This window comes from Pseudomonas sp. FP2254 (assembly GCF_030687695.1).
GTDB lineage: Bacteria > Pseudomonadota > Gammaproteobacteria > Pseudomonadales > Pseudomonadaceae > Aquipseudomonas > Aquipseudomonas quebecensis.
Genome location: NZ_CP117444.1, coordinates 3,818,659 through 3,844,190, shown reverse-complemented (window position 1 = coordinate 3,844,190; position 25,532 = coordinate 3,818,659). Strand labels below are relative to the sequence as shown.

11 protein-coding genes are annotated in these 25,532 nt (G+C 63.2%); 8 read left to right on the top strand and 3 right to left on the bottom strand.

The genetic code is table 11. The features are described from left to right. Window positions 1-44: 44 nt before the first annotated feature. The 3 genes from PSH94_RS17550 (at window position 45) to PSH94_RS17540 (ending at window position 17,051) form a co-directional block, all read left to right on the top strand. On the top strand, window positions 45-12,941 hold the full coding sequence (locus PSH94_RS17550; RefSeq protein ID WP_305435490.1) for a non-ribosomal peptide synthetase: 12,897 nt from the start codon (window positions 45-47) through the stop codon (window positions 12,939-12,941). 407 nt (window positions 12,942-13,348) lie between these two features. Beyond that, window positions 13,349-16,060, top strand: a complete 2,712-nt coding sequence (locus tag PSH94_RS17545) for a hypothetical protein (protein ID WP_305435489.1) — start codon at window positions 13,349-13,351, stop codon at window positions 16,058-16,060. Window positions 16,061-16,490: 430 nt separating this feature from the next. Then, entirely contained in the window at window positions 16,491-17,051 is a 561-nt protein-coding gene (locus tag PSH94_RS17540; protein WP_305435488.1) for a hypothetical protein, read from the top strand. A 136-nt stretch (window positions 17,052-17,187) separates the two neighbouring features. Here PSH94_RS17540 and dsbG read toward each other — a convergent pair whose 3' ends face one another. The 3 genes from dsbG to dsbD are packed head-to-tail and all read right to left on the bottom strand — an operon-like array spanning window position 17,188 to window position 20,503. Further along, window positions 17,188-17,949: a thiol:disulfide interchange protein DsbG gene (gene dsbG / locus PSH94_RS17535; protein ID WP_305435487.1), complete on the bottom strand. Its 762-nt coding sequence runs from the start codon at window positions 17,947-17,949 to the stop codon at window positions 17,188-17,190. Beyond that, the gene (locus tag PSH94_RS17530; protein WP_181075770.1) at window positions 17,925-18,776 is read right to left on the bottom strand and encodes a TlpA disulfide reductase family protein; all 852 of its coding nucleotides are present in this window, start codon (window positions 18,774-18,776) and stop codon (window positions 17,925-17,927) included. Before PSH94_RS17530 ends, dsbG begins: the two co-directional genes overlap by 25 nt. Next, entirely contained in the window at window positions 18,776-20,503 is a 1,728-nt protein-coding gene (gene dsbD / locus PSH94_RS17525; protein WP_305435486.1) for a protein-disulfide reductase DsbD, read from the bottom strand. Before dsbD ends, PSH94_RS17530 begins: the two co-directional genes overlap by 1 nt. Before the next feature lie 176 nt (window positions 20,504-20,679). Between dsbD and PSH94_RS17520 the strand changes: the two genes are divergently transcribed. The 5 genes from PSH94_RS17520 (at window position 20,680) to PSH94_RS17500 (ending at window position 25,503) form a co-directional block, all read left to right on the top strand. Then, on the top strand, window positions 20,680-21,360 hold the full coding sequence (locus PSH94_RS17520; protein ID WP_181075766.1) for a response regulator: 681 nt from the start codon (window positions 20,680-20,682) through the stop codon (window positions 21,358-21,360). Continuing rightward, window positions 21,357-22,679: an ATP-binding protein gene (locus tag PSH94_RS17515; protein WP_181075765.1), complete on the top strand. Its 1,323-nt coding sequence runs from the start codon at window positions 21,357-21,359 to the stop codon at window positions 22,677-22,679. Before PSH94_RS17520 ends, PSH94_RS17515 begins: the two co-directional genes overlap by 4 nt. Window positions 22,680-22,802: 123 nt before the next feature. Further along, complete coding sequence (locus tag PSH94_RS17510) at window positions 22,803-23,570, top strand: N-acetylmuramoyl-L-alanine amidase (RefSeq protein WP_305435485.1); 768 nt, start codon at window positions 22,803-22,805, stop codon at window positions 23,568-23,570. Window positions 23,571-23,801: 231 nt separating this feature from the next. After that, window positions 23,802-25,196 (top strand): aspartate aminotransferase family protein, encoded by a 1,395-nt coding sequence (locus PSH94_RS17505; protein WP_305435484.1) that lies wholly within the window; start codon window positions 23,802-23,804, stop codon window positions 25,194-25,196. 82 nt (window positions 25,197-25,278) lie between these two features. Further along, on the top strand, window positions 25,279-25,503 hold the full coding sequence (locus PSH94_RS17500) for an MbtH family protein (protein ID WP_181075759.1): 225 nt from the start codon (window positions 25,279-25,281) through the stop codon (window positions 25,501-25,503). Window positions 25,504-25,532: the final 29 nt, after the last annotated feature.

The window sequence follows — 25,532 nt, the reverse complement described above, 5'->3', positions numbered from 1 at the left end:
AATTTTTCCGATTTCCCCGTAAGCCGATTTCAGGCAGGAACCCCATGATGGACGCCTTCGAACTTCCCCGTACCCTGGTCCAGTCCCTTCAACGTCGCGCCGCGCACACCCCGGATCAGGTGGCGCTGCGCTTCCTGGCCGAGTCGGTCGAGCACAACGTGGTGCTCAGTTACCGCGACCTGGACCTGCGCGCCCGCACCATCGCCGCCGCCCTGCAGGCGCACGCGAGCCTGGGCGACCGCGCGGTGCTGTTGTTCCCCAGCGGCCCGGATTACGTCGCGGCGTTCTTTGGTTGCCTGTACGCCGGCGTGATCGCGGTGCCTGCTTACCCTCCGGAGTCCACGCGTCGTCACCATCAGGAGCGCCTGCTGTCGATTATCGGCGACGCCGAGCCGCGCCTGTTGCTGACCATCGCCAGCCTGAGCGACGGCCTGGCGCAACTCGACAACGCGCCGCCGGTGCTGAGCGTCGACACCCTCGATGCGCAGCTCGCCGAGCAGTGGGTCGCCGCCGACTTGCAGGCCGATGACATCGCCTTCCTGCAATACACCTCCGGTTCCACCGCGCTGCCCAAGGGGGTGCAAGTCAGCCACGGCAATCTGGTGGCCAACGAAGTGCTGATCCGCCGCGGCTTCGGCATCGACCTCAACCCGGACGACGTGATCGTCAGCTGGTTGCCGCTGTACCACGACATGGGCCTGATCGGCGGTCTGCTGCAACCGATCTTCAGCGGCGTGCCGTGTGTGCTGATGTCGCCTTCGTACTTTCTTGGCCGGCCCTTGCGCTGGCTGCAAGCGATCAGCGAATACGGCGGCACCATCAGCGGCGGCCCGGATTTCGCCTACCGCCTGTGCAGCGAGCGGGTCAGCGAGTCCGCCCTGGAGCGCCTCGACCTGAGTCGCTGGCGCGTGGCGTATTCGGGTTCCGAACCGATCCGCCTCGACACCCTGGAGCGCTTCGCCGAGAAGTTCGCGGTGTGCGGCTTCACCGCGAACCATTTCTTCGCCTCCTACGGGCTGGCCGAAGCTACGTTGTTCGTGGCCGGCGGTACTCGCGGCCAGGGCATCGCGGCACTTCGGGTCGACGACCAGGCGCTGGCCGCCAACCGTGCCGAGCCGGGGCAGGGCAGTGCGATCATGAGCTGCGGCACCAGCCAGCCGGAACACGCGGTGCTGATCGCCGATCCGCACACCTTGAGCGAACTGCCCGACAGCGCCGTCGGCGAGCTGTGGGCCAGCGGCCCGAGCATCGCCCACGGCTACTGGCGCAACCCCGAAGCCACCGCCAGGACCTTTGTGCAGCACGCCGGACGTACCTGGCTGCGCACCGGCGACCTGGGCTTTATCCGTGACGGCGAGGTGTACATCACCGGCCGTCTCAAGGACCTGTTGATCGTGCGCGGTCACAACCTCTATCCCCAGGACATCGAACAAACCATCGAACGCGAAGTGGAAGGGGTGCGCAAAGGCCGGGTGGCGGCGTTCGCCGTGAGCGACCAGGGCGTGGAGGGTATTGGCATCGCCGCCGAAATCAGCCGCAGCGTGCAGAAAATCCTGTCGCCCGAAGCGCTGATCAAAGCGATCCGCCAGGCAGTAGCCGAGGCCTATCAAGAGGCGCCATCGGTGGTGGTGCTGCTCAACCCCGGCGGTTTGCCCAAGACCTCCAGCGGCAAAGTGCAGCGCGCGGCCTGTGGGCTGCGCCATGCCGACGGCAGCCTCGACAGCTATGCGCAATTCCCCGGTCGGCAGGTGCCGGCCGCTCAGGCCGCATTGGAATCCGATCTGCAGCGCCGGATCGCCGCGATCTGGTGCGAGCAATTGCAGGTCCCGAGCGTTGCCGCCGACGACCACTTCTTCCTGCTCGGCGGCAACTCCATCAACGCTACCCAAGTGATCGCGCGTCTGCGTGAAAGCCTGGGCCTGGAGCTGAACCTGCGCCTGCTGTTCGAGGCGCCGACCTTGCACGGTTTCGCCACGCAGGTCGCGCGCCTGCAACAGGATGGCGGTGTGGCCCAGGGTGCTATCCGCGTCTTGTCGCGCGACGATGAACGGCCCCAATCCCTGGCGCAGAACCGCCTGTGGATTACCTGGCAACTCGACCCACGGAGCAGCGCCTACACCATCCCCGGCGCTTTGCGCCTGCGCGGCGAGCTGGATGAACACGCCGTGCGCGCCAGCTTCGCGCAGTTGATCCAGCGCCACGATGCCCTGCGCACACGCTTTTACGAACGCGACGGCCAGGCCTGTCAGCGCATCGATGCCGAGGTGGTGTTCGACCTGCCGCTCATCGACCTCGGCGACCTGCCCACCGCCGAGCGCGAGGCTCGCGCGGCGCGGATCCGCGAGGACCAGGCGCACACCCCGTTCGATCTGGAAAAAGGCCCGCTGCTGCGGCTGACCCTGGTGCGCCTGGATGATGAGGATCACCAGTTGCTGGTGACGCTGCACCACATCATCGCCGACGGCTGGTCGCTGACTATTCTGCTCGACGAGTTTTCGCGCCTGTATGCCGCCGCCGTCCAGGGCCAGGCGCTGACGCTGGCGCCCCTGGCTGTGAGCTACGCCGATTACGGCAGCTGGCAACGCCAATGGCTGGCCGACGGTGAGGGCCAGCGCCAACTGGCGTACTGGAAGGCGCAACTGGGCGATGAACATCCGGTGCTGAGCCTGGCTACCGATCATCCGCGTTCCGCGCAGCACCGCCGCAGCGCGGCGCGGCACAGCGTGCGCTTGAGCACGCCTCTGAGCGAAGCCATTCGCCAGACCGCCCTGGCGCACGACTCCACGCCATTCATGCTGTTGCTCGCGGCGTTCCAGACCCTGCTCTATCGCTACAGCGGCCAGCGCGATATTCGCATCGGCGTGCCCAACGCCAACCGCCCGCGCCAGGAAACCCAGGGGCTGGTGGGCTTTTTCATCAATACCTTGGTGCTGCGCGCCGAACTGCACGGGCGTATGCCGTTCAGTGAGCTGCTGGCCGCCACCCGCCACACCGCATTGGGGGCACAGGCCCATCAGGACCTGCCGTTCGAGCAACTGCTGGAAGCCTTCCCTCAGGCCCGCGAACAGGGCCTGTTCCAAGTCATGTTCAACCATCAACAGCGCGACTTGAGCGCCCTGCGCCGCCTGCCTGGGATGCTCGCCGACGAATTGCCGTGGCACAGCCGCGAGGCCAAGTTCGACCTGCAGCTGCACAGCGAAGAGGACCGCAATGGGCGCCTGAGCCTGTCGTTCGACTACGCCGACGAACTGTTCGACGCGGCGACTATCCAGCGCCTGGCCGAGCACTTTATCCACCTGCTGAACGGTGTGTGCGAACAGCCGCGACAGGCCCTCGGCGACCTTCCATTGCTGCCACATGACGAGCAGCAGGCGTGGAACGCCGCGCCCTGCGCACCGGCCCGGCAATGGCTGCCCGAAGCCCTCGGGCGGCACACCTCGCACGCCACTGCGTTGGTGTGGGACGGCGGCAGCCTGAGCTTCGCCCAACTGCACACCCAGGCCAACCGCCTGGCCCATTACCTGCGCGACAAAGGCGTCGGCCCGGATGTGTGCGTGGCCATCGCCGCCGAGCGTTCGCCGCAGTTGCTGATCGGCCTGCTGGCGATCATCAAGGCCGGCGGCGCCTATGTGCCGTTGGACCCGGACTACCCGGCCGAGCGCCTGGCCTACATGCTCAAGGACAGCGGCGTGCACTTGCTGCTGACCCAGACCGCACTGCTCGACCGGGTGCCGAGCGCCGACGGCGTGTGCGTGATCGCCATGGACAGCCTGCACCTGGACAGCTGGCCGACCCAAGCGCCGGGCCTGCACCTGCATGGCGACAACCTCGCCTACGTGATCTACACCTCCGGCTCCACCGGCCAGCCCAAAGGCGTGGGCAACACCCATCGGGCCTTGGCCGAGCGCTTGCAATGGATGCAGGCCACCTATCGGCTGGACGCCAGCGATGTGCTGATGCAAAAGGCACCGATCAGTTTCGATGTATCGGTATGGGAGTGCTTCTGGCCGTTGATCAGCGGCTGCCGCCTGGTACTGGCCGGGCCCGGCGAACACCGCGACCCGCACCGCATCGCACAGTTGGTGCAGACCTACGGCGTGACCACGCTGCACTTTGTGCCGCCGCTGTTGCAGTTGTTTATCGACGAGCCGCTGAGCGCCGAATGCACCAGTCTGCGTCGCCTGTTCTGCGGTGGCGAAGCCTTGCCCGCCGAGCTGCGCAACCGCGTGCTGGCGCAGTTGCCGGCGGTGCAGTTGCACAACCGTTACGGGCCGACCGAAACCGCGATCAACGTCACCCACTGGCACTGCCAGGCCGAGGATGGCGAGCGCTCGCCGATTGGTCGGCCCCTGGGTAACGTGATCTGCCGCGTGCTCGACGAACACCTCAACCCGCTGCCGGCCGGGGTGCCGGGCGAGCTGTGCATCGCCGGCATCGGCCTGGCGCGCGGTTACCTGGGACGTGCGGGGTTGACCGCCGAACGTTTCGTCGCCGACCCGCTGGGGGATGCGGGCACGCGCCTGTATCGCACCGGCGACCGGGTGCGCTGGGGCCGCGACGGCGTGCTGGAATACCTTGGTCGTCTCGATCAGCAGGTCAAGCTGCGCGGGTTCCGCGTGGAGCCGGAAGAAATCGAAGCGCGCCTGCTGGCCCTGGACGGCATCGCCCAGGCCGTGGTGCAGGTGCGTGACGCGCAATTGATCGGGTACTACACCGCGCACACCGCATTGGATGAACACGCGGTCAAAGCCGCCCTGGCCGCCGAGCTGCCGGAGTACATGGTGCCCGCGCAGCTGATGCGCCTGGACGCGATGCCCCTGAGCCCCAGCGGCAAACTCGACCGCCGCGCATTGCCCGAGCCGGTGTGGCATACCCGCGAACACGTGGAACCCCAGACGCCCTTGCAACAGCAGATCGCCGCGATCTGGCGTGAGGTGCTCGGTATGCCGCAAGTGGGTCTGCGCGATGATTTCTTCGCCCTCGGCGGCCACTCACTGCTGGCCACCCAGATCGTCTCTCGCACCCGGCAGGCCTGCGACGTCGAGCTGCCGTTGCGCACCCTGTTCGACGCCAGCGAGCTGCAAGCATTCGTCGCGCAGGTCGCGCTGATCCAGGCCGCCGGCCAGCGCAATCAACACACGGCCATCGCCAGGGTCGACCGTCGCCAGCCGGTGCCGCTGTCCTATTCCCAGCAGCGCATGTGGTTCCTCTGGCAGATGGAACCGGACAGCCCGGCCTACAACGTCGGTGGCATGGTGCGTCTGCGCGGCGTGCTGGACGTGGGGCGTTTCGAGGCCGCGTTGCAGGCCCTGATCATGCGTCACGAAACCCTGCGCACCACGTTCCCCAGCGTCGACGGCGTGGCCTGTCAGCAGGTCTCGGCGCAGACCGGCGTGCGCATGGATTGGCGGGACATGTCCGCGCTCGATGCTACCGAGCGCCAGCAGCGCCTGCAGCAGTTGGCCGATCACGAAGCCCACACCGCGTTCAACCTGGAAACCGGGCCATTGCTGCGCGCATGCCTGGTCAAGGCCGGCGAGCAGGAGCATTACCTGGTGCTGACCCTGCACCATATCGTCACCGAAGGCTGGGCCATGGACATCTTTGCCCGTGAACTCAGCGCGCTGTACGAAGCGTTTATCGACGAGCGCGAGTCGCCGCTGGCGCCGTTGCCGGTGCAGTACCTGGACTACAGCGTGTGGCAGCGCCAATGGCTGGAAAGCGGCGAGCGTCAGCGCCAGCTGGATTACTGGACCGCGCAACTGGGCAGCGAACACCCCTTGCTGGAATTGCCCGCAGACCGCCCACGGCCGCCGGTGCAAAGCCACCGAGGCGAGCTGTATCGCTTCGACCTCAGCGATGAACTGGCCGCGCGCGTGCGGGCGTTCAATGCCGAGCACGGCCTGACGCTGTTCATGACCATGACGGCGACCCTGGCCGTGTTGCTCTACCGCTACAGCGGCCAGACCGACCTGCGCATCGGCGCCCCTGTGGCCAACCGCATCCGGCCGGAGAGCGAGGGGCTGATCGGCGCGTTCCTCAACACTCAGGTGCTGCGTTGCCGGCTCGATGGGCAGATGACTGTCCACCAATTGTTTGAGCACGTCCGCCACACCGTGATCGAAGGCCAGTCCCATCAGGACCTGCCGTTCGATCACCTGGTCGAAGCCCTGCAACCGCCACGCAGCGCGGCATACAACCCGCTGTTCCAAGTGATGTGCAACGTGCAGCGCTGGGAGTTCCAGCAGAGCCGCCAACTGGCCGGGATGACCGTCGAGTACCTGGCCAACGATGCGCGCGCCACCAAGTTCGACCTCAACCTGGAAGTCACCGACCTCGATCATCGCCTGGGGTGCTGCCTGACCTACAGCACCGACCTGTTCGACGAACCACGCATCGCGCGCATGGCCGAACATTGGCGCAATCTGCTCGAAGCGCTGATCGCCGACCCGCGTCAGCGCTTGAGCGAATTGCCGTTGCTGAGTGCCGCCGAGCGGCGCCAACTGCAACGCAGCCTCGGCGCCGAGCCCGGCGTGCATCGCCTCGACCAGTGCCTGCATCCGCTGTTCAGCCAACAGGCTCAGCGGCGTGGCGACGCCCCGGCGTTGACCTTTGCCGGCGAAACCCTCGGCTACCGCGAGCTGGATGCGCGCGCCAACCGCCTGGCCTGGATGCTGCGCGAGCGTGGCGTGGGGCCGCAGGTGCGCGTTGGCCTGGCGCTGCCCCGTTCCCTGGAGATGGTGGTCGGGCTGCTGGCGATCCTCAAGGCCGGCGGCGCCTACGTACCGCTGGACCCGGAATACCCGCTCGACCGTCTGCATTACATGATCGAAGACAGCGGCATCGGCCTGCTGCTCAGCGATGCGGCGATGTTCCAAGCCCTCGGCGAATTGCCGGCGACGGTGGCTCATTGGTGCCTGGAAGATGACCTTGCAGCGCTTGCCGATTACCCGGCTGATGAACTGCCCTTTATCAACCTGCCGCAGCACCAGGCGTACCTGATTTATACCTCCGGCTCCACCGGCAAACCCAAAGGCGTGGTGGTGTCACACGGTGAAATCGCCATGCATTGCCGGGCCGTGATCGAGCGTTTCGGCATGCGCGCCGACGACTGTGAGCTGCATTTCTATTCGATCAACTTCGACGCCGCCACCGAGCGTTTGCTGGTGCCGTTGCTCAGCGGCGCCCACGTGGTGCTGCGGGCCGAGGGGCAATGGGACGCCGAGCAGATCTGCGCGCTGATCCGCACCCATGGCGTTACGGTGCTGGGCTTTACTCCGAGCTACGGCAGCCAGTTGGCGCAGTGGCTGGCGACCCAACGGCAGACATTGCCGGTGCGCATGTGCATCACCGGCGGCGAAGCCCTGACCGGCGAGCACTTGCAGCGCATCCGCGCGGCGTTCCAGCCCCAGCTGTTTTTCAATGCCTACGGCCCCACCGAAACCGTGGTGATGCCGCTGGCCAGCCTGGCGCCGCCGCAGTGGGAGGAGGGCACCGGCAGCGTGCCGATCGGCAGCATTGTCGGTGAGCGTGTGGCGTACATTCTGGATGCCGATCTGGCCCTGGTGCCCCAGGGCGCGAGCGGCGAGTTGTACATCGGCGGGGCCGGGCTGGCCCAGGGTTACCACCAGCGTCCAGGCATGACCGCCGAGCGTTTTGTCGCCGACCCGTTTGCCACCGATGGCGGGCGCCTGTACCGCACCGGCGACCTGGTGCGCCAGCGCGCCGACGGCCTGGTGGAGTACCTGGGGCGCATCGACCATCAGGTGAAGATTCGCGGTTTCCGCATCGAGCTGGGGGAAATCGAAACCCGCCTGCTGGAACATCCCCAGGTGCGCGAAGCGGTGGTGCTGGCGCTGGAGGCCCCAAGCGGCCATCAACTGGTGGCGTACCTGGTCGGGGGCGCCGACCACGCCGCCTTGCGCGAGGCGCTCAAAGCCCACCTTAAGGCACAACTGCCGGATTACATGGTGCCCGCGCACCTGATCATCCTCGACAGCATGCCGTTGACCGCCAACGGCAAGCTCGACCGCCGCGCCTTGCCGCAACCGGACCCCGAGGCCAATCGCCAACACTACGTGGCGCCACGCAACGCCCTGGAAAGTACCCTGGCCGCGATCTGGTGCGCGGTGTTGAACGTGCGGCAAGTCGGCCTGGACGATAACTTCTTTGAACTGGGCGGCGATTCGATCCTGTCGATCCAGGTGGTCAGCCGCGCGCGCCAGGCGGGCATTCACTTCAGCCCGCGCGACCTGTTCCAGCACCAGACCGTGCAAAGCCTGGCCGCCGTCGCCACCCGATCGGAGCGGGTCGTGGCCGAGCAAGGTGTACTCACCGGCAGCTCCGGGCTGACGCCGATCCAGCACTGGTTCTTCGACACCGACATCCCCGCGCGCCAGCATTGGAATCAGGCATTGCTGCTCAAACCGCTGCACCTGCTCGATCCCCGACGCCTGGAGCAGGCATTGCTGGCGGTGCTGGCGCACCACGACGCCCTGCGCCTGAGCTTCAGCCAGCGCGGCGCGCAGTGGCATGCCGACTATCGGGATGTGCCGGAAGCCGGCGTGCTGATGCAGGCGCAGGTGCGCGACATGGCGCAGTGCAGCGCCTTGTTCACCGACACCCAGCGCAGCCTCGACCTGGAGCACGGGCCGCTGCTGCGTGCCCTGCTGGTCGACGGCCCGCAAGGCCAGCAGCGCTTGCTGATTGCGGTTCATCACTTGGTCGTCGACGGCGTGTCGTGGCGCGTGCTGCTGGAAGACCTGCAAACCGTCTATCGCCAACTCAGCGACGGCCAACCCGTCAGCTTGCCGGCCAAGACCAGTGCGCTGCGCGATTGGGCTGCGCGGTTGCAGGCCTATGCCCAGAGTGAATCCCTGCGCGAAGAATTGAGCGTGTGGCAAGCGCAGTTGGCCGGCCCGGCCGTGACATTGCCGGTGCAGCGCCCCCAAGGCGCACGGCGTAATCGCGATGCCGAGACGGTCAGCGTGCGCCTGGATGCCGAACACACCCGCCAGTTGTTGCAACAGGCACCGAGCGCCTATCGCACCCAGGTCAATGACCTGCTGCTGACGGCCCTGGCGCGGGTGCTGTGCCGTTGGAGCGGCCATGACTCGGCACTGATCCAGCTGGAAGGTCATGGCCGCGAACCCCTGTTTGACGATATCGACCTGAGCCGCAGCGTCGGCTGGTTTACCAGCGCTTATCCATTGCGCCTGACACCGCAGGCGGAGCTGGGCGACTCGATCAAGGCAATCAAGGAGCAACTGCGCGCCTTGCCCCATAAGGGCCTGGGGTTTGGCGTGCTGCGCTACCTGGCCGATGACTTGTGCACACAGCGCATGGCCGCACTGCCGAGCGCGCAAATCACGTTCAACTACCTTGGTCAGTTCGACCAGAGCTTCGGCGCCGATGCGCTGTTCCATCCGCTGGAGGAGTCCACCGGCCTGGCCCATGATCCGGATGCGCCGCTGCCCAACGAACTGAGCGTCGACAGCCAGGTGTACGGCGGCGAGCTGGTGCTGCGCTGGACCTTCAGCCGCGAACGCCATGATCAACAGGTGATTCGCGAGCTGGCCGACGCCTACCTGGCCCAATTGCACAGCCTGATCGCGCATTGCCTCAAGACCGATGCCGGCGGCCTCACGCCGTCCGACTTCCCCCTGGCACGCTTGACCCAGGCGCAACTGGACAGCCTGCCGGTGCCTGCCCAGGCGATCGAGGACGTCTACCCACTCACGCCGATGCAAGAGGGCCTGCTGCTGCATACCCTGCTGGAACCGGGCACCGGCCTCTACTACATGCAGGACCGCTACCGCATCAACAGCGCGCTGGACCCCGAACGTTTCGCCCAGGCCTGGCAAGCGGTAATCGCCCGCCACGAAGCCCTGCGCGCCTCGTTCTGCTGGAACGTCGGCGAAGACATGCTGCAGGTGATCCACAAGCCGGGCCGTGCGCCGATTGAATACCTGGACTGGAGCCACGACCCGCAAGCCGAGCACGAGCCGCGTCTGCAAGCGTTGCTCAAGGCCGAGCGCGAGGCCGGGTTCGATCTGCTCAACCAGGCACCGTTCCACCTGCGCCTGATTCGCGTGGGTGAGGCACGCTATTGGTTCATGATGAGCAACCACCATATCCTCATCGATGCGTGGTGCCGTTCGCTGCTGATGAACGACTTCTTTGAAATCTACCTGGCCCTCGGTGAAGGCCGCGATGCGCAACTGGCCACGCCGCCGCGCTATCGCGACTACATCGCCTGGCTGCAACGCCGCAACCTGGATGAGGCGCGCCAGTGGTGGCAGCAGAACCTGCAAGGGTTCGAACGAACCACGCCAATCCCCAGCGACCGGCCATTCCTGCGCGAACACGCCGGCCACAGCGGCGGCATGGTGGTGGGCGATTGCTACACCCGCCTCGATGCGCGTGACGGCGCACAACTGCGGGAGCTGGCCCAGGCCCATCAGCTGACCGTCAATACGTTCGCCCAGGCGGCCTGGGCCTTGGTCCTGCGCCGGGTCAGCGGCGATCGTGACGTGGTGTTCGGTGTGACAGTGGCCGGTCGCCCGGTGGACATGCCCGAAATGCAACACACGGTCGGCCTGTTCATCAACAGCATCGCGCTGCGGGTGCAACTGCCCGAAGACGGCCAGCCCTGCAGTGTGCGTCAGTGGCTGAGCGGCCTGCTCGACAGCAACATGCAATTGCGCGAGTACGAATACCTGCCGCTGGTGACTCTGCAGGAACACAGCGAACTGCCCAAGGGCCAGCCGCTGTTCGACAGCCTGTTCGTGTTCGAAAACGCCCCGGTGGACACCACGGTGCTGGACCGTGCCCACAGCCTTAACGCCACCTCGGACTCCGGCCGCACCCACACCAACTTCCCGCTGACCGCCGTGTGCTACCCCGGTGATGACCTCGGTTTGCACCTGTCCTACGACCAGCGCTACTTCGACGAGAGCACCGTGCAAGGCTTGCTCGCCGAGTTCAAACGCCTGCTGCTGGCGCTGGTGCAGGGCTTCCATGGCGACATGGCCGAGTTGCCGCTGATCGGTGAGCAGGAGCGCGAGTTTCTGGTGGAGGGTTGCAACCGGAGCGCGCACGCCTACCCGCTGGAGCGCAGCTATGTGGAGCTGTTCGAAGCCCAGGTGGCCGCGCACCCGCAGCGTATCGCCGCCAGTTGCCTTGATCAGCAATGGAGCTATGACGAGTTGAACCGCCGCGGTAATGGCCTGGGTCATGCCTTGATCGCAGCGGGTGTCGGCCTGGATCAACCGGTGGCGTTGCTGGCTGAACGCAACCTGGATCTGCTGGGCATGATCATCGGCAGCTTCAAGGCCGGTGCCGGCTACCTGCCGTTGGATCCGGGCTTGCCGAGCCAGCGTCTGCGTCGCCTTATCGAGCTGAGCCGCACGCCGCTGCTGGTGTGCAGCGAGGCCTGTCGCGAGCAGGCCATCGCGCTGCTGGACGGGATTGACTGCCAGTTGCTGGTGTGGGACGACGTGCCGTCGCGAGGCGAAAACCCAGGGGTGTATAGCGGCCCGGACAACCTCGCCTACGTGATCTACACCTCCGGCTCCACCGGCTTGCCCAAAGGCGTGATGGTGCAACAGCGCGGCATGCTCAATAACCAATTGAGCAAGGTGCCGTACCTGGGTCTGACCTCGGCGGATGTGATTGCCCAGACCGCGTCCCAGAGTTTCGATATTTCCGTGTGGCAATTTCTCGCCGCGCCGTTGTTCGGCGCACGGGTGGACATCGTGCCCAATACCCTGGCCCACGATCCGCAAGGCTTGCTGATGCATGTGCAGGCCCAGGGCATCAGCGTGCTGGAGAGCGTGCCGTCGCTGATCCAGGGCATGCTGGCCCAGGACCGTATCAGCCTGGACGGCCTGCGCTGGATGCTGCCGACCGGCGAAGCGATGCCGCCGGAGCTGGCGCACCAGTGGCTGCAGCGCTACCCCGAGATTGGCCTGGTGAATGCGTACGGTCCGGCGGAATGTTCCGATGACGTGGCGTTCTTCCGCGTTGACCTGGCCTCCACCCGTGGCACCTACTTGCCGATCGGCACACCCACCGACAACAACCGTTTGTACCTGCTCGATGGCGCGCTGGAACTGGTGCCTCAAGGCGCCGTCGGCGAGTTGTGCGTGGCCGGCACCGGGGTAGGGCGCGGCTATGTCGGCGACCCGCTGCGCACCGCGCCGGTCTTCGTACCCGACCCGTTCGGCGCGCCGGGCGAGCGCCTGTACCGCACCGGTGACCTGGCGCGGCGGCGCAGCGATGGCGTGCTGGAATATGTCGGGCGTGTCGATCATCAGGTGAAGATTCGCGGCTACCGCATCGAACTGGGGGAAATCGAAGCGCGCCTGCATGAGCAACCGCACGTGCGCGACGCGGCCGTCGGTGTACAGGAAGGCGCCAACGGCAAGCACCTGGTGGGTTACCTGGTCGCTGCGGATACGGCGCTCAACCCGAGCGAACGCCTGGACCGCATCAAGCAACGCCTGCGCGCCGAACTGCCGGAATACATGGTGCCGCTGCACTGGCTATGGCTTGAGCGCCTGCCGCTCAACGCCAACGGCAAACTTGACCGCAATGCCCTGCCGGCCCTGGACATCGGCCAGTTGCACCGCCAGGACTACCTGGCACCGCGCAATGAACTGGAAACCACCCTGGCCGCTATCTGGGCCGAGGTGCTCAAAGTCGAACGGGTAGGCGTACAGGACAACTTCTTCGAACTGGGCGGGCACTCGCTGCTGGCCACACAGATTGCATCGCGCGTGCAGAAAACCCTGCAACGGGACGTACCGCTGCGCGCGATGTTCGAGTGCAGCACCGTGGCGGAGTTGGCCGAGTACATCGAAGGGTTGGCGGGTAATGAGATCAGTGTGGAGAAGGTGGATCGGTTGAGTGATCTGATGGCCGAGTTGGAAGGGCTCTGATCTGCGATGCTCGTTGCATCTACTTAAGTCCTGAAGACTGACACATGTGGTGAGCGGGCTTGCCCCGCGCCGGGCTGCGAAGCAGCCCCATTCACCATAAAAGCTCACGTTTTCAGGCTGTGTTTTTATCGAGGATGTGTAGATACCAATGCCCCGATGGCGCCAGTCCGTGTTTGCGCGGCTATCTGCGCTCACTTCTCCAGCCACGGCGCGCCTTGCTATTGCGGCAACCTGCGCTGTCATCCAGATAAATGCAGCGACTGCTGGTTAACCGTTAATCGGAAATTCACCGTTTTTGCGAAATAACTGTCAATTCTGACAGTAGGCAAACTTTGTACGAGAGAGCTCACTAAAGGAGTTCGCGGCTGGCGCTGCCGCGAAAATCCCCTTTGGAATACGGAGTTCTTATGAAGACAAAAAAAACACTCGCAGCTGAAACCGGCTTGGCACCCGATGCAGTGGAAGTCGCCGCTCCGCTGGTTTCCAGCGAGGAAAACGGTACGGTGTCTCCCTCCCGAATGAGAGGGTCATTCCTGACGGTCGATTCAGTCATGGATGCTTCGCCTATTACCTTTAAATTCCGCGCGAAAAATACGCTTACCGGGGAAATTGAGGAGGGGCTGGTTTTTGAGGATATTGTGGATTCAAGCGGTGAATCGGGAGCCAGGAAAACGCCGATTCCTTTGAAGTACCTGACCAAGACCATGAGGTTCACACTGGTCGTATGGTACGAGGGAACAGTAAACGGAAAAATCGCTGTTTCACTGCCCAAGGACGTAGGCATAAATTTCTACTCATATGAGCAAGGTAAAGTGCTCGCACCTCGATTACTTCATGAAAAAATCCACCAGAACACGCCAAAGTACTACATGCACGATCACGAAGGGGACGAGATCGTTAAGATCCCTCTGCCGGATCTTGCTCAGGAAGGAGATAAGCTTTACTGCTCCGTTGTGATTGAGCAATTTAGTCAGAAACCGGCGTTCTACATTGTGGCGTACGACTACGCGTTAACGGCTGATGATATAGCTTCCGGTGAGAACCTATCTTTTCCCATTGCCCGTGGCTGGCTGGCACGGCAAAAACCACTCTATGAGTCGATCACTTGCCAAGCGGCCTGGATCACGAGTGGCTTGCCGGCCCAACCGCCGGCTGAAGTTCAAAATCCTGATGAAGAGACTCGCCTTCCAAGGAATGCGCTTGAAATCCCACATCGTCGTACCGCTGATTTCATTGGCGATCAAGGCCTGCAAAATCTGCCGCCTCCACACCTGAGCCAATCCACGCAATACAACAATACGTGGTGCCTCAACCCTGAACTCACCAAAGAGGGCGGCGATGTAGGGGCTCCCGGGTTGGACACTTATGCAGGTGATCAGATTTGTTTCTATGTCAGCGGGTCCAATTACGATAAGAAATCGCTGGGCTGTGTGAGCATTGAACACGATGGGGACCAACCTTCGGTCAAGTTGCCCGCCTGTGTGGTCGCGTGTTTTTTCCACCAGTCGATGACGCTGACCTACACCGTTCAATTTCCCAACAGTGATGAGCCACAGGAATCCCCTAAAAGGGAGATCAGCGTTTCGGTGCCAGAGTTCACCTTCTCCGATATTGAAGAGGTTACTGCCGAAAAACTGGACCTCAGTACATTCCAAGGGAATGCGAACGCGACAGTACCGGCCTGGGCCTATGCCGAGTGCTCAAACACGTGTTGGATGTGGCTCACTGGCAAGCGTGAAGACGGTAGCGATCATCGGTTCGATATTTTGGTGGGAGCGCCGGTCACGGATGAGTGGAAGAGGCAAGGCGTGCGTACCTCTGTTTCCAGGCAAGGGCTGAAAACCCTGGCCGATTGCAGCAAGTTTGAGTTGCACTTCGCGGTTAGTTTCTGCGATGCCAACGACTTCGACCACGCTTGCAAGTTTGCGGTCCAGACTTTCGATATCGAGCAGGAACCGCTGAAGCTGGTTGCCCCCACGGTCACTGAAGCAATAGGCTCCGAGCTGACCGCCTGGAATGGAGCTGATGGCGTACACATCGAAGTGGCTTACGATGCTATCAACCCCAATCACCGCATCAGCGTCTGCTGGGAAAGGCCGGGCGGTACTTGCTGGGAGCTGGCTTCCAGACCCGGAAGTACGGAGGGCGCTGTCAGCTTTGCCCTGCCGCCGGAAGCGGTGATCGAAAGCCTGGGCAAGACAGTGCGGATTACTTACACCGTTATCACAGCGTGCAAGGTGCAGACGTCACCGACGTTGAACTTGAAGATCAGCCTGCCGACGCGCCTGGAAGCGCCGAACGTAAATGAAGCCACGCCGCGCCGGACACAAGGCGCCACTTTGGATTTGCGTACGTTTACCGGCAATGCCAACTCACTTCAGGATGGTCGCTCGGCCAATGGTCAGATGTGGTTCTTGCGGGCGGGGCAGAAGTGTTGGTTGCGCGTAACCGGCACAGGCAAAAATGGTAGCCCTTACTCCTTTGTCGTCTATGAGGGCAGAACTATTACTGAGCGAGAGGTGACGGAAGGGGTAGCCAGTCCTGTGTTGCGGTCTGAGTTGGAAAAGTTGAACAACAACACCTCGGTATCCCTCACCTTCAGTGTGGCGACGGACGGCAGTTTGAATGAGAACGTGGTATGTCCATCGCGGGAGTTGAAAGTGCGTCTGCCTTTCGATGACCTGACAACCTTTGATGACAACAACTGGAATCATTGGGAAAAAGGTCCGGCAGCGGTTGATTCAAGAGACTTGGTCATAAAGCAGGAAGATGGAAACTGGTTTTTGTATAACTGGACGTATACGAATAACTCCGCGGGTGTCTTTCTCAAGCGAGATTATTCAGGCCTGGAAGTTGGCTTTGACTATAAGTTCAGTATTTCAATTCGGCGCGTCAACAGCGTCCCGGCTGTGCCCCAGGTGTCGTTATTGGTGGGAGGTAGAACATTGGTTGGGCCGGCACTTATTTCAAGCCAGAGCTGGCAATCCATGAGTGGTATTTTTACAGCCACTGGCACGACCATGTCGTTGGAGCTCTACAATCATGTGGCTACTGGAATAGGTAATGATTACGCAATTGATAACATCAGGGTAACGGAGCTGCTACTTGCTCTTCCATGATATGCAGGAATGCCCGCCTTGTGCGGGCATTCTTCTGATGATGCCAGGACTATTTTGCGCCGAGTATCTTCATCAACATCGGCCGACGTCGCCCCCTGCTATTACTGCAACCCGCCTCAGTCATCCATATAAAAAATGCAGTGCAGGTATTGTTCCAAGAAAAGCTTGCTGAATAATCGTTGATCGGTAATTTACCGATTTTGCGAAAGAACTGTCAATTCAGACAGTAGAAAACTATGCCCTTTGCGAGTGAGATTCGACGGTGACCGTATGTTCTGGCGCCGATGAATACACTTAAGGGAGTTATGGAGATGAATGCAAACTTTGCTGCGATCGTGCCTGAGCTAACACTGCGCGAAGCGCAGGACGGACGTCTTGACCCTTTGGGGTTGCACCAAACGGGCAATACCGTTCGCATTGGTGGTTTATTTTGCCGGAGCAGATGGTTTGGTTGCGAGGTGAGGGCACCCATAAAGATGGGAGCAACTACACCGTTGAGGTGTATTTGGGCAAAGGAGTAACTGCAGAAGAGTTGGACATTGGATTGAAAGAGGTTCTGCAGCGATCCGAACTTGAGTTACTGAAGAATCGCAGCGACCTGACGTTTACTTGCAAAGTGACTGCGGACGGCAGCACTTCCGAGGGTGCGGCTATTGAGTTCCCTGTATTGGAGTTGAACGTGCGTCATCGGTATTACGATTACACCGACTTTGATCCGGACGGCGAATCCTGGAATGCTTGGCAGAAAGGACCGGGCGCCGCGCATAGCTCGGATTTGATACTCAAGACAGGCGCAGTGCCTGGCAACCCGAGAGGCTACTACCTGTTTGACTACGGCAATACCAACACCAGCAATCCTGTTACGCAACGTGAGAAACTGTTCAAAAACTACGTAGAACTGGAACAGGGGCGTAAGTACAAGTTCAGTGCTCAGGTTCGTGACGGGTGTATTCGAGGCCGACTCAAGCACCATGCGCCTCAGTCTGGATAATCTTCAGATGGGAGTAGCGCCTGGCAACGACTTCGATGTGACCCAAATTACAGTGCAGGAAATTTAATCTGGCTTCCCTTGAAACACGGACGAGGCCTCCCATGTGGAGGCTTCGTTTTTACATGACTCAAGATATTTATTTTGCTCCCAGTATTTTCTCTAATTTATCCGGCGACGGCGCCCCCTGTTGCTGCTGCAACCCGCCCTTGTCATCCAGATAGAAAATCGCCGGCGTCGCCGACAACTCCAGTTCATCCATCAACTTCATATTGGCATCGAGCTTGGCTTCGATATCCGCCGGGATCTTGGTCAGGGCTTGCAACTTGCTGCCTTTGCCGGCGGCTTCGTGTTCTTCCAGTGCTTTTTGCGGGTCTTTGGCGGCAAACAGCGCGGCGGATTTGCCGGGGCTGTCTTCGCGGATGATGCCGACCATGATGTGGCGCAGTTGCACCTTGCCGGCCTTCACCCAAGGTCGCGCCTGTTCCCAGAACATGTTGCAGTAAGGGCAGTTGGGGTCGCTGAACAGGTAGACGATGCGCGGTGCCTTAACGTCGCCATCCTGGATCCAGCTGCTTTTTTCCATCTTGGCCCAGACTTCCTTGGCCATTGGCGCATACACCAGTTTTTCCAGGGGCGCGTTGCTCAGGTCGTTGCCCTGGGCATCGTAGAGGCTGCCGGCGATCACATGTTTGCCGTCGGCGGTCAGGTACAGCGCCATGCCGCGGTTCTGGTACTGCGCGGCATAGCCGGTGAGGCCGCTGGGAGCGTCGAATTTGCCGATGATTTTGGCGCCTTTGGCTTCGATCTGTTTGATCGGCGCGGGCCAGTCTTCGGCGTGCGCCAGGGCGGCCGCCAGCGTCAGCGGCAGCAGGGTCAGCAGGTGGCGGAGGCGGGGCATGTCGGTTTCCTTGTGGCGGCGGGGACGGTGTCGAAAGGTTCCAGGGCACGGGCCAGGCTGGCTTGGGACAACTCCCCCAGATGGCTGTTGATCAGGCGTCCGTCGGCGGTATAGAACAGCGTGGTTGGCAGGGCCATGGAGCCCACGGCCTGGCCCAGGCGGCCGCTGGCATCGAACAAGACGTTGTCCAGGGTCAGGCCCTGGGTGATGAGAAAGATACTGACGCTTTGCATACTCTCGGCCTGGTTGACGAACAGGAAGGTCACGTCGGGGCGCATGCGTTGGGCGCTTTCCAGTACCGGCATTTCACGGCGGCACGGCGGGCACCAGGTGGCCCACAGGTTGATCACCAGCGGGCCGCCCTGATAGTCGGCCAATTGCACCACGTCGCCATTGGCATTGCGCAAGGTGATGTCGGGCAGCCGCGTGCCTTTTTCATATACGTTCAACGACAGGCTGGTCATGCCCCAGAACAGCAGGCCGGTGATAACCCCGGCGCTCAGCGGTTTGCGCAGTGACGGGCGTCGCCAGCCGTAGAGCAGGGCGCCTAGGATCAGCACGATCACGCCCGGCCAGGCCAGGAAACCGCCGTCGCGCAGATCGATCATCTGCAGTGGGTCGTTACGGTAATAGCCCCAGTACGCCAGCACGAAACTGATGCGCGCGGCCAGCATCCCCAGCAGGAACAGGCTGAACAGCACCGACTCCGGGTTTTCACCGCCACGCTTGGCCACGCGCCAGCCCACCAATGTGGCGAGAATCAGCGCGCCGATCAGCAGGATGTGGTTCAGGGCGATGGCGAAGGTGCCGATGGTCAGGGTCAGCATCAGAGGGCGTCCCGGGCTTGGGTCCAGCGTTGCAGGAAGGTCATGGCATCGACCTCACCGGTAATGCGGTGGGCGCGGCGCTCGTGACCGTCCGGGCCGATCCACACAAAACTCGGCGGCCCTGGCACCTGATAGCGGCCCAGCAGTTCGCGGCTGGCGGCGTTGTCGGCAGTCACGTCAAGGCGCAGCAGGCGTACGTCCTTAAGCGCCGCGAGGACTTCGGGGCGGCCGAACACCTGTTTTTCCATGACCTTGCAGGCCACGCACCAGTCGGCGTAGTAATCCACCAGCACCCACTGGCCCTGGGCCTTGGCGCTGTCGAGTTGGGTTTGCAGCGCGGCCGGGTCGTTGAGCGTGAGGAACGCGTCGTGGGCCGTCGGCGCGCCGGCAATACCCGAGCCGCTGTAGACCTTCAACGGTTGCCACGGATCGTCGCTGCCACCGGCGGCGCCCACCAGCATCAACGCGCCCCATAGGCCCAGCACCACGGAGCCGGCGCCGAACAGCATGGCCACCCGCCCGAAGTCCTGAGCCAGGCGCCAACCGCAATAAGCCATGGCAATCGCCAGGGCGCCCCACAGGCCGAGCCACAGGTTGTCATCCACCACGGGACGAATCATCAACACCGCAGTGCCCAGGAACAGGAAGCCGAAGACGCCCTTGAGCACGTTCATCCAGGTGCCCGGCTTGGGCAGGAAACGATTGCCCACGGTTACCAGCAGCAACAGCGGGATGCCGATGCCGATGCCCATGGCGAACAGGATCAGCCCGCCGTGCAGTGCATTGCCGCTCTGGGCGATATACAGCAGGGCGCCGGCCAGGGGCGCGGTCATGCACGGCCCGACCAGCAGGCCGGATAACGCGCCGAGCATCCCGGCGCCGAGCAGGCTGCCACCGCGCTGGTTGCGGCTGACGTTATCCAGGCGATCGCGCAAGGCCACCGGCAGTTGCAGCTCGAAGAACCCGAACATCGGCAGGGCCAGGATCACGAACAACGCTGCAAAGCTGCCGAGGATCCAAGGGGTTTGCAGCAGCGCCGCCAGGTTGGCGCCGAGCAGGGCGGCCAGCACGCCCAGGCCTGCATACACCAGCGCCATGCACACCACATAGCTGCCGGCCAGGGCCAGGCCGCGACGTGGGCTGGCGCCACTGCCGACCACCAGGCCGGCGAGGATCGGCAGCATCGGCAACGAGCACGGCGCGAACGACAGCAGCAGGCCCAGGCCGAAGAACACCAGCAGGCTCCAACCCAGGCTGCGTTGTTGCAGGCCGCTGGCCAGGCTTTGATCCTGCGCCTGCGCAGTGGCGGCGACGGCCGGGTTGCCGCCCAGGTCCACGGTGATCGATTGCGGCGGGTAGCACAGGCCCGCGTCGGCGCAGCCCTGCCAGCCCAGCTTGACCCGGCCGGTGGTGCCCGCCGGCAGCTTGACTTCCAGGCCCTGGCGATACACTTGCTGCTCGCCGAAGAACTCGTCGCTATGGGCTTCACCCGGCGGCAGCGCGGGCTTTTCGGCGAGGCCGTCGAACTTCATGCGTTGCTGGTACAGGTAGTAACCGTCGGCAATCTGCCAATACAGCTGGGTCTCACCGCTTTCAAGCCGCTCGGAGGTAAAGGTGAATGCCTTGCCCACCGGCAGGAACTCGGGTTTGGTGTCGAAGGGGCTGCCCGGCGCGGCCTGGGCGAACCCGGCGAACAACACCAGCAGAAAGGTAAACAGATGCCGCATGGTCAAGCCTTAGTTCGATGCAAGTGAGGCCACAATGTGTGGCGTTGATTAACCGATGATTAACCGGGCGCTATTCTAGAGTGTAGGGATTATCTTGGGGCGGCCTCTTTTCGCGGCATAATCGGCGCTTAATCGGCTGTGTTTCTAATCGCCCCATCTTTCATGAAGGGTTCAGCATGCACGTACTGGTCTGCGAAGACGACGAACTGATCGCCAGCGGCATCGTGGCCGGCCTCACTGCCCAGGGCTTTACCGTCGAGCGCGTGGCCTCGGCCGCCGCCGCGCGCGCGATGCTCAAGGCCGCGACCTTCGACATCATGGTGCTCGACCTCGGCCTGCCCGACGAAGACGGTCTCAAGTTGCTGCAGCAACAACGCAGCCAGGGCCTGGAGATTCCGGTGCTGATCCTCACCGCCCGGGACTCGGTGACCAACCGTGTCGATGGCCTGCAGGCCGGCGCCGACGATTACCTGCTCAAGCCCTTCGACCTGCGCGAATTGGCCGCACGCCTGCAAACCCTGCTGCGCCGCGTGGCGGGTCGCAGCGTCAACCTGATCGAGCACGGCTGTCTGACGTACGACCCCAGCAGCCGTGAAACCTTCCTCAGCGGTCAGCCGGTGGACCTGTCCCGCCGTGAACAGGCGCTGTTGCAGGCGCTGCTGCACAACAAGGGCCGCGTGCTCTCCAGCGAGCAGCTCAAAGACAGCGTCTACGGTTTTAATGACGAGCTGGAAAGCAACGCCCTCAATGTGCATATCCACCACCTGCGGCGCAAGTTGGGCAACGGTATCGTCGAAACGGTGCGCGGTCTCGGTTACCGCCTGGGGCCGGCGGGCACGGCAAAGGACGCGTCTTGAAAAGCCTGCGTCTGCGCCTGACGTTCAAGTTGGGCGTCGCGTTTGTGTTGATCTGGGCTCTGGCGGCGGCCTGGATGCTCAACGACCTGCGCAACCAGATGATGTTTTCCCTCGACCAGCGCCTCGTGGCGTCTGCGCGCATGGTGGCCGGGCTGACCGAACAGATGCCGGGCCTGGCCAGTGTCAGCGGTGGTGCGCATTTCAGTGCCGAACAACTCAATGTGCCGGGCGGTATGGCCTGTCAGGTCAGTTCCCTGCGCGGGGAAGTCCTCGCGCGTAGCCATACCACCCCGGATGAGGGCTTGGAGTCGCGCAAGAGCGGCTTTCGCGACCAGGTCATTGATGGCGTGGGCTGGCGCAGCTTTACCTTGTCCCGTGGCGACCTGCTGATCACCACCGCCGACCGCCAGGTGGAGCGCGAGGCATTGAACCTGTCGATCCTGCTGGCAGCCTCGGTGCCGGTGGGCGTGGCGATGCTGGGGTGTTTGTGCCTGCTGTGGCTGGGCATCGGCCAAAGCCTGTTGCCGCTCAACCGCATGCGCGACGCGCTGATGCGGCGCAGCGCCGATTCCCTCGAACCGCTACAGATCCACCCGCTGCCCAGCGAACTCAAACCGCTGCTCGACACCCAGAACCAACTGTTGCAGCGCATCGCCAAGACCATCGAGCGCGAACGCCGCCTCACCGGCGATGCGGCCCATGAGCTGCGCAGCCCGCTGACGGCGATCAAGACTCACCTGCAGGTGGCGCGCATGACCGACGGTGCCGCCCGCGACCAATCCCTGGCCCACGCCGAGGAGGGCGCCGACCGCCTGCATCGCACCCTGGAGCAATTGCTGTTGCTGGCGCGGGTGGAAGGCAGTCTTTCGTTTGACGATGGGCTGCAGTCCAGCGCCGAAGAAGTCGCGCGCCTGGCCATCCAGGACGCCAACGCCGGCGACAACGCGCGCATCGACCTGAGCCTGTCGGACAACCTCTGCGGCGCCCCGGTGGACATGCCGGTGGGCCTGGCGGTCGCCGCATTGCGCAACCTGCTGGACAACGCGTTGCGCCACACTCCGGCGCACACCCGCGTGGAATTGAACGTGTTCAACCACGCCGACAAGGTGGTGTTTCGCGTGCGCGACCATGGCAAGCAGATCTCCAGCGAAGACCTGCAATACCTCACTCAGCGCTTCTGGCGCAACGGCAGCAGCGAAGGCTGTGGCCTGGGCCTGGCGATCGTGCAGGCGATCGTGCAGCGCTGCGCCTGCTCGCTGACCTTCGACAGCCTCCCCGATGGCCTGCGCGTCGAGCTGAGCATGCCGCTGCGGCGCTAATCGCTTTTCTTTGAGAGCCAAATAGTTACCGCCCGCCTGGCGTCCGAACCTTCAGGATGGCGGTAATTTTTTTGCGTTTGAACGGGCTGAACGACTTGGCCTGTATTGAAAAGGACGGCTCTCATGTTGGTCATCGACACCAGTTATCCCGCCACCGGCTTCAACGGGCGCAATGGCGAGCCCGTGCGCCAGGTCATCGTGCATTACACCGCGGCGCCGTTTGCATCCTCCCTGCGCACGTTGACGCAGGATGGGGTGAGTGCGCATTACCTGCTGCCCGACCCCGATGATCCCGGCTATCGCGCCGTCGGCTATGAGGAATTGCGCGTGTTTCGCCTGGTGGACGAGACCCAGCGCGCCTGGCATGCCGGCGCGAGCCATTGGGACGCAGGGGACAACCTTAACAGCCGCTCGATCGGTATCGAGCTCGTCAACCTGGCGCGGGGCGACGCGGGCGTATTCAGCTTTCCCGCCTACGCCGAGGAACAGATCGAAGTACTGATCGCGCTGCTGCACGATATCCTGGGTCGCTATCCGCGGATTACGCCGACCGATATCCTCGGCCACTCCGACGTGGCCTACTGGCGCAAGAGCGATCCGGGGCCTCGGCTGCCCTGGGAGCGACTGCACACGGCAGGTATCGGCGCCTGGTTCGATGAGCCGACGCGGGCCATGTACCAACGACGCTTCTGTGTCGGTCTGCCACCGGAAGTCGAAGTGGAGCGGGCCTTCCAGCGCTATGGGTACAAACCGGCGCAGAATCGCCAGGCGTTCGAACTGAGAACCCGTGCGTTGCAAATGCATTTCCGGCCACGGGATTACTGCGGCGTGCTGGACGCCGAAACCTGCGCGATTCTGTATGCCTTGAATGAAAAATACCGCGGGCTCTGAAGCCCGGCGCAGGGCAAGCCTGCTCGCCACCAGAACCTCATTTTTTCAGGTTATGTTTTCACCGAAGTTGGGTAGATGCCTAGGGTCATCAGGGGCATTCATCACTGCCGCCTAAATCCTCTTCTCGCTGGTGCGTTTCCAGAACAGGAAATCCGTGCGCATGCCCTTGGGCCAGACGCCAACGGATCGGCAGTTTGGTCACCATCATCCAGCGTATTGAGGGATCCAGAGATGTCAGTCGCTACCAGCCGTATCGAAGATACCCAGGTGCATGAAACGCTCTATCAGTTCGACGAAACCCCGCTGCTGGCGCGTCAACGTCAGCAGGAGTCCAACGCGCGCAGTTACCCACGGCGCATCCCCCTGGCGCTCAAACGCGCCAAGGGTATTTATGTGGAAGACGTGGAAGGTCGCCGCTTTATCGATTGCCTGGCCGGTGCGGGGACGCTGGCGCTGGGGCATAACCACCCGGTGGTGATCGACGCAATCCGGCAGGTGCTGATCGATGAGCTGCCGCTGCACACCCTCGACCTGACTACGCCGGTCAAGGATCAATTCGTGCAGGACCTGTTCGGCCTGTTGCCGGCCGAACTGGCGCGCCAGGCCAAGATCCAGTTCTGCGGCCCCACCGGTACCGATGCGGTGGAAGCCGCGCTGAAACTGGTGCGCACCGCCACCGGACGCAGCACCGTGTTGTCGTTCCAGGGCGGTTACCATGGCATGAGCCAGGGCGCGTTAAGCCTGATGGGCAGCCTGGGCCCTAAGAAACCCCTGGGCGCCTTGCTTGCTCATGGCGTGCAGTTTCTGCCATACCCTTACGACTACCGTTGCCCGTTCGGCCTGGGCGGCGCGGAGGGGGTGCGGGTCAATCTGCATTACCTCGAGAACCTGCTCAACGATCCCGAAGCCGGCGTGTTGTTGCCGGCTGCGGTGATTGTGGAAGTCGTGCAGGGCGAGGGCGGCGTGATTCCGGCGGACCTCGACTGGCTGCGCGGTCTGCGGCGTATCACCGAACAGGCGGGCGTCGCGTTGATCGTCGACGAAATCCAGAGCGGCTTCGGTCGCACCGGCAAAATGTTTGCCTTTGAACACGCCGGCATCATTCCGGACGTGGTGGTGCTGTCCAAGGCCATCGGCGGCAGCCTGCCGCTGGCAGTGGTGGTGTACCGCGACTGGCTCGACACCTGGTTGCCGGGTGCTCATGCCGGGACCTTTCGCGGCAATCAGATGGCCATGGCGGCAGGCTCGGCGGTGATGCGCTACCTCAAGGCCCATGACCTGCCCGGCCACGCGGCAGCGATGGGCGAGCGCCTGGGCGAACACCTGCGCCTGCTGCAGCGTGACTTCCCGCACCTGGGGGACATCCGTGGGCGCGGGCTGATGCTCGGCGTCGAGCTGGTGGACCCGCACGGCGCGCTCGACCACCAGGGCCACCCTCCGGTGCATCGCCAGTTGGCGCCGTTGGTGCAACGCGAATGCCTCAAGCGCGGGCTGATCCTGGAGCTGGGCGGTCGCCACGCCAGCGTGGTGCGCTTTCTGCCCCCGCTGGTGATCACCGCCGGCGAAATCGACCAGGTGGCCGAGATTTTCGGTCGCGCCCTCGCGGCAGCCGTCGCCAGCCTCTAATTTTTTGTAGGCGCGCTACGTTTCTACAGATATCGACGCTGCGCACGCTGCGCAGCCAGCCCATGAACGACGGAGAACCGCAATGACCTCAGTATTTGACCGCGACGACATCCTGTTTCAGGTGGTGGTCAACCACGAAGAACAGTATTCCATCTGGCCCGACTACAAGGCCGTGCCCGAAGGCTGGCGCACCGTGGGCAAGAGCGGCTTCAAGAAAGAATGCCTGGCCTACATCGAAGAAGTCTGGACCGACATGCGTCCCCTGAGCCTGCGCCAGAAGATGGACGGCGCGGCACTGGCCGGTTGATCTGCGCCGCTCCCGATCCTGCAATGGGA

Coding starts and splice junctions, on each gene's coding strand:
- PSH94_RS17550 (WP_305435490.1), top strand. CDS start 45: ATGATGGACGCCTTCGAACTTCCCCGTACCCTGGTCCAGTCCCTTCAA.
- PSH94_RS17545 (WP_305435489.1), top strand. CDS start 13,349: ATGAAGACAAAAAAAACACTCGCAGCTGAAACCGGCTTGGCACCCGAT.
- dsbG (WP_305435487.1), bottom strand. CDS start 17,949: ATGCCCCGCCTCCGCCACCTGCTGACCCTGCTGCCGCTGACGCTGGCG.
- PSH94_RS17530 (WP_181075770.1), bottom strand. CDS start 18,776: ATGCTGACCCTGACCATCGGCACCTTCGCCATCGCCCTGAACCACATC.
- dsbD (WP_305435486.1), bottom strand. CDS start 20,503: ATGCGGCATCTGTTTACCTTTCTGCTGGTGTTGTTCGCCGGGTTCGCC.
- PSH94_RS17520 (WP_181075766.1), top strand. CDS start 20,680: ATGCACGTACTGGTCTGCGAAGACGACGAACTGATCGCCAGCGGCATC.
- PSH94_RS17510 (WP_305435485.1), top strand. CDS start 22,803: ATGTTGGTCATCGACACCAGTTATCCCGCCACCGGCTTCAACGGGCGC.
- PSH94_RS17505 (WP_305435484.1), top strand. CDS start 23,802: ATGTCAGTCGCTACCAGCCGTATCGAAGATACCCAGGTGCATGAAACG.
- PSH94_RS17500 (WP_181075759.1), top strand. CDS start 25,279: ATGACCTCAGTATTTGACCGCGACGACATCCTGTTTCAGGTGGTGGTC.